This is a genomic window from Streptomyces sp. NPDC056061, from assembly GCF_042266885.1.
Lineage (GTDB): Bacteria > Actinomycetota > Actinomycetes > Streptomycetales > Streptomycetaceae > Streptomyces.
Map to the genome: position 1 here is coordinate 1 of NZ_JBHJWQ010000073.1, position 5,462 is coordinate 5,462.

6 protein-coding genes are annotated in these 5,462 nt (G+C 65.5%); 2 read left to right on the top strand and 4 right to left on the bottom strand.

Annotated elements, in window-relative coordinates:
* Positions 1-92 precede the first annotated feature (92 nt).
* Both ACFC79_RS37965 and ACFC79_RS37970 read right to left on the bottom strand, forming a co-directional pair.
* Entirely contained in the window at positions 93-965 is an 873-nt protein-coding gene (locus ACFC79_RS37965; protein ID WP_376249806.1) for a trypsin-like serine peptidase, read from the bottom strand.
* 1 nt (position 966) lies between these two features.
* Positions 967-1,284, bottom strand: a complete 318-nt coding sequence (locus tag ACFC79_RS37970; RefSeq protein WP_376249808.1) for a trypco2 family protein — start codon at positions 1,282-1,284, stop codon at positions 967-969.
* A gap of 414 nt (positions 1,285-1,698) precedes the next feature.
* Between ACFC79_RS37970 and ACFC79_RS37975 the strand changes: the two genes are divergently transcribed.
* Together ACFC79_RS37975 and ACFC79_RS37980 are read left to right on the top strand one after the other, a co-directional pair.
* Positions 1,699-1,977 carry a hypothetical protein gene (locus tag ACFC79_RS37975; protein WP_376249809.1) on the top strand — a complete coding sequence of 93 codons (279 nt, stop codon included), beginning with the start codon at positions 1,699-1,701 and terminating at the stop codon, positions 1,975-1,977.
* Between the two features lie 55 nt (positions 1,978-2,032).
* A complete protein-coding gene (locus tag ACFC79_RS37980) occupies positions 2,033-3,226 on the top strand; it encodes an IS630 family transposase (RefSeq protein WP_376249811.1) in 1,194 nt (397 codons plus the stop codon).
* A 1,119-nt stretch (positions 3,227-4,345) separates the two neighbouring features.
* Here the strand turns inward: ACFC79_RS37980 and ACFC79_RS37985 are convergent.
* Together ACFC79_RS37985 and ACFC79_RS37990 are read right to left on the bottom strand one after the other, a co-directional pair.
* Positions 4,346-4,591, bottom strand: coding sequence for a hypothetical protein (locus ACFC79_RS37985; protein WP_376249812.1), 246 nt, complete (start codon positions 4,589-4,591; stop codon positions 4,346-4,348).
* Positions 4,592-4,743: 152 nt separating this feature from the next.
* Entirely contained in the window at positions 4,744-5,355 is a 612-nt protein-coding gene (locus ACFC79_RS37990) for a hypothetical protein (protein ID WP_376249814.1), read from the bottom strand.
* Positions 5,356-5,462: the final 107 nt, after the last annotated feature.

Consider the following 5,462-nt stretch of genomic DNA (forward strand, 5'->3'; position numbering starts at 1 on the left):
ACGCACAGATGCAAGTTCCTCCGGAGTCACATGCCTTCAACGACACTCCAGACCCACAGGACACGCATCGTCAACACCGACCTGACCAAGCCCTAGTAGTCGGCGGGCACCAAATACCCCAGTCGCTGCACGAGGGGCCGCGCATGGGCCACACGCAGGGAGGGGTCTTCGAGCAACGCCCACAGCGGGCGCAGGAGCTCTTCCTCTGCCTGCGTGAGTGTCCGCGCGGCGGGCGGCCTGCCGAAGCGGACGGCCTGTCCGGAATCTGCGCTCTCCTCCGACGATGGTGCCGCACTGATGTCGATCAGCTGAGGTGAGCACGCGCCGTATTCCTGCAGGAGATCCACGAAATACGGGTCGTCAGCGAAGGAGTGAACCGGGCAGGCGTGCAGACGGCGGTTATCGAAGGCGTCGTCGTCGTGGATGACTACGCCGACGAGATGGCCCTCGCAGAAGACCGCGCTGCCAGATGCTCCAGACCACGCCCGCTTGCCGTCCGCGGGTTTCCCCGGGGCTGGATCCTGGTCCAGGACGTAGAGATCCCGGGCGTCGGCACCGCCGGCCAGCGGAGGCAGCACTCCCCTCAGATGCTCGACGCTGCGTTGCCCCTCTTTGACGGTTGCTAGTGGATATCCGAGTCCCTGATATCGCAAAGGAGCGCTGCCGACAGGGCGGCCCCACTTCACCGTCCCGGAAACCTCAATCGGGTCCCCCAACCGCAGCAGAGCAACGTCACGACCCTGGGCATGCGTCCACAGCACGGTCGCCCTGCGGGGCGATGCGTCGGAATCCCGGGGGTGTCCCACCTGTACGTTGATCTTCGACCAGGGCTCACCGCTGCTCTTGTCCACCACAACATGCCGGGCAGTGAGCACCAGACGAGGCGCGATCAGATAACCAGTGCCGACGCAGCGATACTTGTCGACACCACCACTGCGGATGAGTGCCAGTCTCCGCTGGTCCAACTCAATCCTCGTCGACCCAGGACCCTGACACGTCCTGGCTGATCTCAGGGCTCGAGCCCCCTGTGGCACGGTCCTTGACCTGCAGCTTCAACGTCAGCTTGTGCGTGCGAGCGGTGGAGTGCTCGCCGCTCGCGCCTGTCGTCGCCACGCCGAAGTTCAGCTTGCCGTCGCCTTTGAGTCCGTCCCGGAGCTCGAGCAGCAGCTCCAGCTGGACTTCCTCGATCTGGAAGGTGAACTGTTGCCGGACGCTCTGAGCCTGTGCTTGGTAGAGCTCTTCCCTCAGCTCTTCGATGGCTGCGGCCAGCCCGATGGTCGACATCTCCGCTCCCCGTAACCACTGTTGCTCAACTCGACGCCGATCCGCGACAGCACCGTGTCAACCCTGCTGCGTACCGGCAAGGTGTCTGTAGCACAAGCGTGTTGAGCTGCAGACGGCACACTCAGTGGATGATAACGATGTGCCTGGTGATCAGTCCATAGTGTCCCGGTCGACAGCCGGAGCGTGGGACCGAGTAGGCGGAACGCCTTGATCAGCACTACGACATCCCACTCCGCTCGGACGGGCGCCGGACCGCCGCGCATCGCTACTGCTTCGGCGCCGGCATGCCCCGTCAGGCGCGGACGACATCGAGCACGTCGCCCTTCCAGAGGATTCGTGAACGCCCCGCGCCACGGCCTGCGGCCACTACCCTCCAGAGCGGAATCCCACGAGACGACAGACAGGAGCACGGCGTTGGAGAACTTCTTCGTCCCCAAGAAGATCTGGGAGGGCGGAGGCCCATTCCCGCACGTCCTGGTGCTGCTGAGCGAGTATCCGGAGTTCCGTGAGTACGCCAGGGCCCATCACGAACTGCTCGCCGAGTACGGCGACAAGCTCGGTGTGATCCCCGGGGACTGGCTGCACTCCACGGTCCAGGGAGTCCATCACGCGATCGACGACGGTCAGCTGGACACGCTGCGGGGCACCCTGCGCGACGAGCTAGTGGCTCGTCACGCAGCCTTGGTCGGGTAATCGGCCTGCTGCGCGTGGGCCAGACTGTTCCCAAGATTTGATCTTGGAGGTGGTCGTGGGGCGTCGACCGAGTGTGTTCGTCCGGCCGGTGAGCATGGAGGAGGGCCGGAAGCTGCAGCGGATCAGCCGGACCGCGAAGGACCCGGTGAAACTCCGTCGGGCGATCGTGGTGCTGATGTCCGCCCAGGGCCAGACGGTCAAGGACATCACCGTGCTGATGCAGGTCAGCGAGGACTACGTCCGTGATGTCATCCACGCCTTCAACGTGCAGGGGCTGGACGCACTGGACCCAAAATGGAGCGGGGGACGCCCCAGGGCGATCAGTGACACGGTGCGCGAGCGCATCTGCCTGATCGCCCGGACGTCCCCCGCCGACTGGAAGATCACCGCCTTCTCCACCTGGAGCCTGAGCAAGCTCGCCGACCACCTCGTCAAGCAGAAGGTGACCGCAGCCATCAGCCGGGAGACCCTGCGCCGGATCCTGCGCGAGGGCAAGATCTCCTGGAAGACCACCACCACGTGGAAGACGTCCACCGACCCGGAGTTCATCGCCAAGATGCACCGCGTCCTGGCGCTGTACGACACCCCGCCCGCCGACGGACGGGTGATATGCGTCGATGAGTTCGGGCCGCTGAACCTGATGCCCCGCAAGGGCAAGGCGTGGGGGCCGGTGAGGCGTCCGCGCAGGCTGCGGGCCACCTACAACCGCTACGGTGGAGTGAGGCAGATGCTCGCCGCCCTCGATCTGGCCACCGGCAAGCTGTACTACCGCATCCGCCCGCGCAAGCGGTGGCGCGCAGTCGTCGACGCCGCCTTCGCCCAGTACGACCAGGAAAAGGGGGACCGACAGCTGGTTGCTATGACGACTATGGGTACCTGGACGCTGCTGATCGAGCCCAACGGCTACCTCGGGGTCACCGAAGAACAAGCGCTGCCGGCCTCCGCCGGAACCAGCTGGATCTCTCACTTCACCAACATCAACGCCGTAGGCACGTTCCTCTGGGCAGAGGACCAGGTGCTGCGACTGTGCTTCGACCCCATGTTCCCGGAGGACCGCTGGGGCGCCGCACCCGACGAACTCCTCGACGTGATGCGACGGATCGGCTTCCATCTCGAGGTGGAGGACCCGGAACCGGACCTCTCCCCGCAGGCGGCGTTCGCCCTGGCGGAACACCTGACCGGTATCGCCATCACTCCAGCGCTGCTCCAGGACACGACGTTCACCTGCGCCACCGTACGAATCCCCTGACCACCCGCCCCCACCTGAACCAGTACGGACTTGTGCCTGCTGTCAGAGGTCGCTTCTGTCTTGCGGGAAACAGTGCTGGAGAGGGGCAACGACGGGGTTCTCAGGTGAGTTGGCCTTCGGTCGCAGCAAGCATCCCCTGTCTGAAGCCCCGGTCTTCGGCGGTGCGCAAGAGGACGACGCGAGCGGCATAGCCGCTTGGTGGACGAGACCCGGTGGGAGGCAGACGCTGCAGTTCCTCTACAAAACCTCGCCGGCCAAGCCGGAAGAGGTCCCGCGAGCGGCGGTCGAGTGGACCGGAGCTCCAGCGTGTCGGCGCCGAACCAACTCGTCAGTGGATACGGCCAGGTGATCGTGCAGGGCCTTGGCGGCCGGGGGCCGCCCCGTGACTGTTGCACGGAGAGGTTCTCCGAAATGCGCCAGCTGATCCCCGGGGTACGTCCCAGGAAATATCTGCGACACCGGCTACCCGCGCCGGGGCGCTGCCCTTGCTCCGCCGGCGGAGCGGGGATCAGCGGAGCTGATCCGGCCGCGGCCCGGAGGGTAGGCCGCCAAGTCCGCTCGACGCTGTCCGGTTGCGGACACCATGTCATCGAGTACGAGGACAGGCAGAGGGTCACACCCAAGATGGCTGGGCTTCCTGAGCCGACTGCCACCGAGACGGACGGGCAAGGCCCGAGGTGGTCGCGTGCTCCTGGACCGAGCGGAACGGCGTGATGTTCGGCGCCATGCGGTTCTCATGTGCAAGCCAGAAGCCGGGCATCGCTCCGGGGCGTCCGTGGGGGGACTGGACTACCCGCGCTGAGGGTGGCAGGCCGTAGGAGGAGAGATGGCAACCAAGCTGAAATGGCGGAAGAACCCTTACACGGGTGACTGGGAGTCGACGGACAAGCGCTGGGAAATCTCGCCCGTATACGAGCCCAGTCTCCGCGGAAGCAGCGTCAGCCGCCCGTCTCATTGGATCGCGAAGGACAAGACGGGGCGCGTAGAGGCGTACAGCGTGCGATACCTCAGCGACGCGAAGTCGTGGTGCAGTGAGCTGGGCAACACGCGTTGACATCCTGCCCCGGCGAGGCATCGCCCGGTACCCGGCAACCCTCATCCAGCACCCGGGCGCGTGCTTCAAATCAGCGGCGGGGTACGTAAAAGTCCGCCAGCACCGGGCCCAACCGCCGACGGTGCCGACAGCGCCGTCACTGCGGCGAGCGTGTGAAACAACAACGCTGGCCTACTGATGCTGACCAGGGTTTCTGCAAACCACCGCACCGTCCGCAATGCCTGGGCCGACAGGGCCATAAGAATGCCGTCGTCGAGCACGGTGCCACTCTGGGCATCGACGTCGAGATCATCCGCCCGCGCCCTGGTCACCAGGCGATTCGACGTTCGAACCGACCGTTGGGTCATTGAACGCATCCGGGCCAGCGACGATCCCCCACCCGCTCCGGACCTACCCGGGCTGGCACGTCGCGCAGAACCCTCGAACCCCACCACCGGGCAACCGCTCACTGCGCTGGAAGCTCTCAACCTCTCTCCTCTTCGGGTGCCGCCCGGCGACGCGTGAGGAACACCATGCGCGAAAACTCGCGCGCCGGCATCCACTCCCCGGTCTCAGGTCCGTGTCCGGTGGGATTGGACCGCAGTCTGACCGTACGGCGAGCCGTCCCATAGGCGAGTGCGGCAACCGTGCGCAGGTCAACGTCGCTTTCGACGTGGTGCAGTTGGAACAGCATGCGCGTAAACCCAGCAGAGGAGTTCTCACCGATCTGCCTCACCATCAGATTTAACGCCTCGTCCCCGACCGTGCGACCAGGTATCGCACCAAGGGCCTCACCGATTGCAGGTGAACCAGTGCGGTGCCTTCGGCCGCGGATACCGAGTACCGCGTGCGCCGCGAGAACAACGGACAAGAGGTTATCCCCGACGACCTCGTCAAGTGTGTCGTCGGGCAGGGGGAGCCCTGCTGCCTCCGCAGCTGTGTAGAGATCGATGACCGGCGCATTCAGGAGCCAGCCGCTGAGCGGCTTCCCGGCCTGGCGCGCCCACCGGCGTGCGTAGGTCTGCCAGGGACCCGGTCGCAGCCCGTCGGCTGCCAGGTGCTCGCACACGGTGGCAAGGTACGTTTCGTTAGGCATATCGTCTCCAGGTGAGGTTCCCCCGAGATGCGGGGAAAGGTGACAGCAGGTCAGATGGGTTTCATGAGAGGAGCCCAGACGATGCCTGCCCCGAGGAAATATCCGCT

Excerpts from the sequence above, each read along its gene's own strand:
- ACFC79_RS37990 (WP_376249814.1), bottom strand. The coding sequence starts at position 5,355 with ATGCCTAACGAAACGTACCTTGCCACCGTGTGCGAGCACCTGGCAGCC.
- ACFC79_RS37970 (WP_376249808.1), bottom strand. The coding sequence starts at position 1,284 with ATGTCGACCATCGGGCTGGCCGCAGCCATCGAAGAGCTGAGGGAAGAG.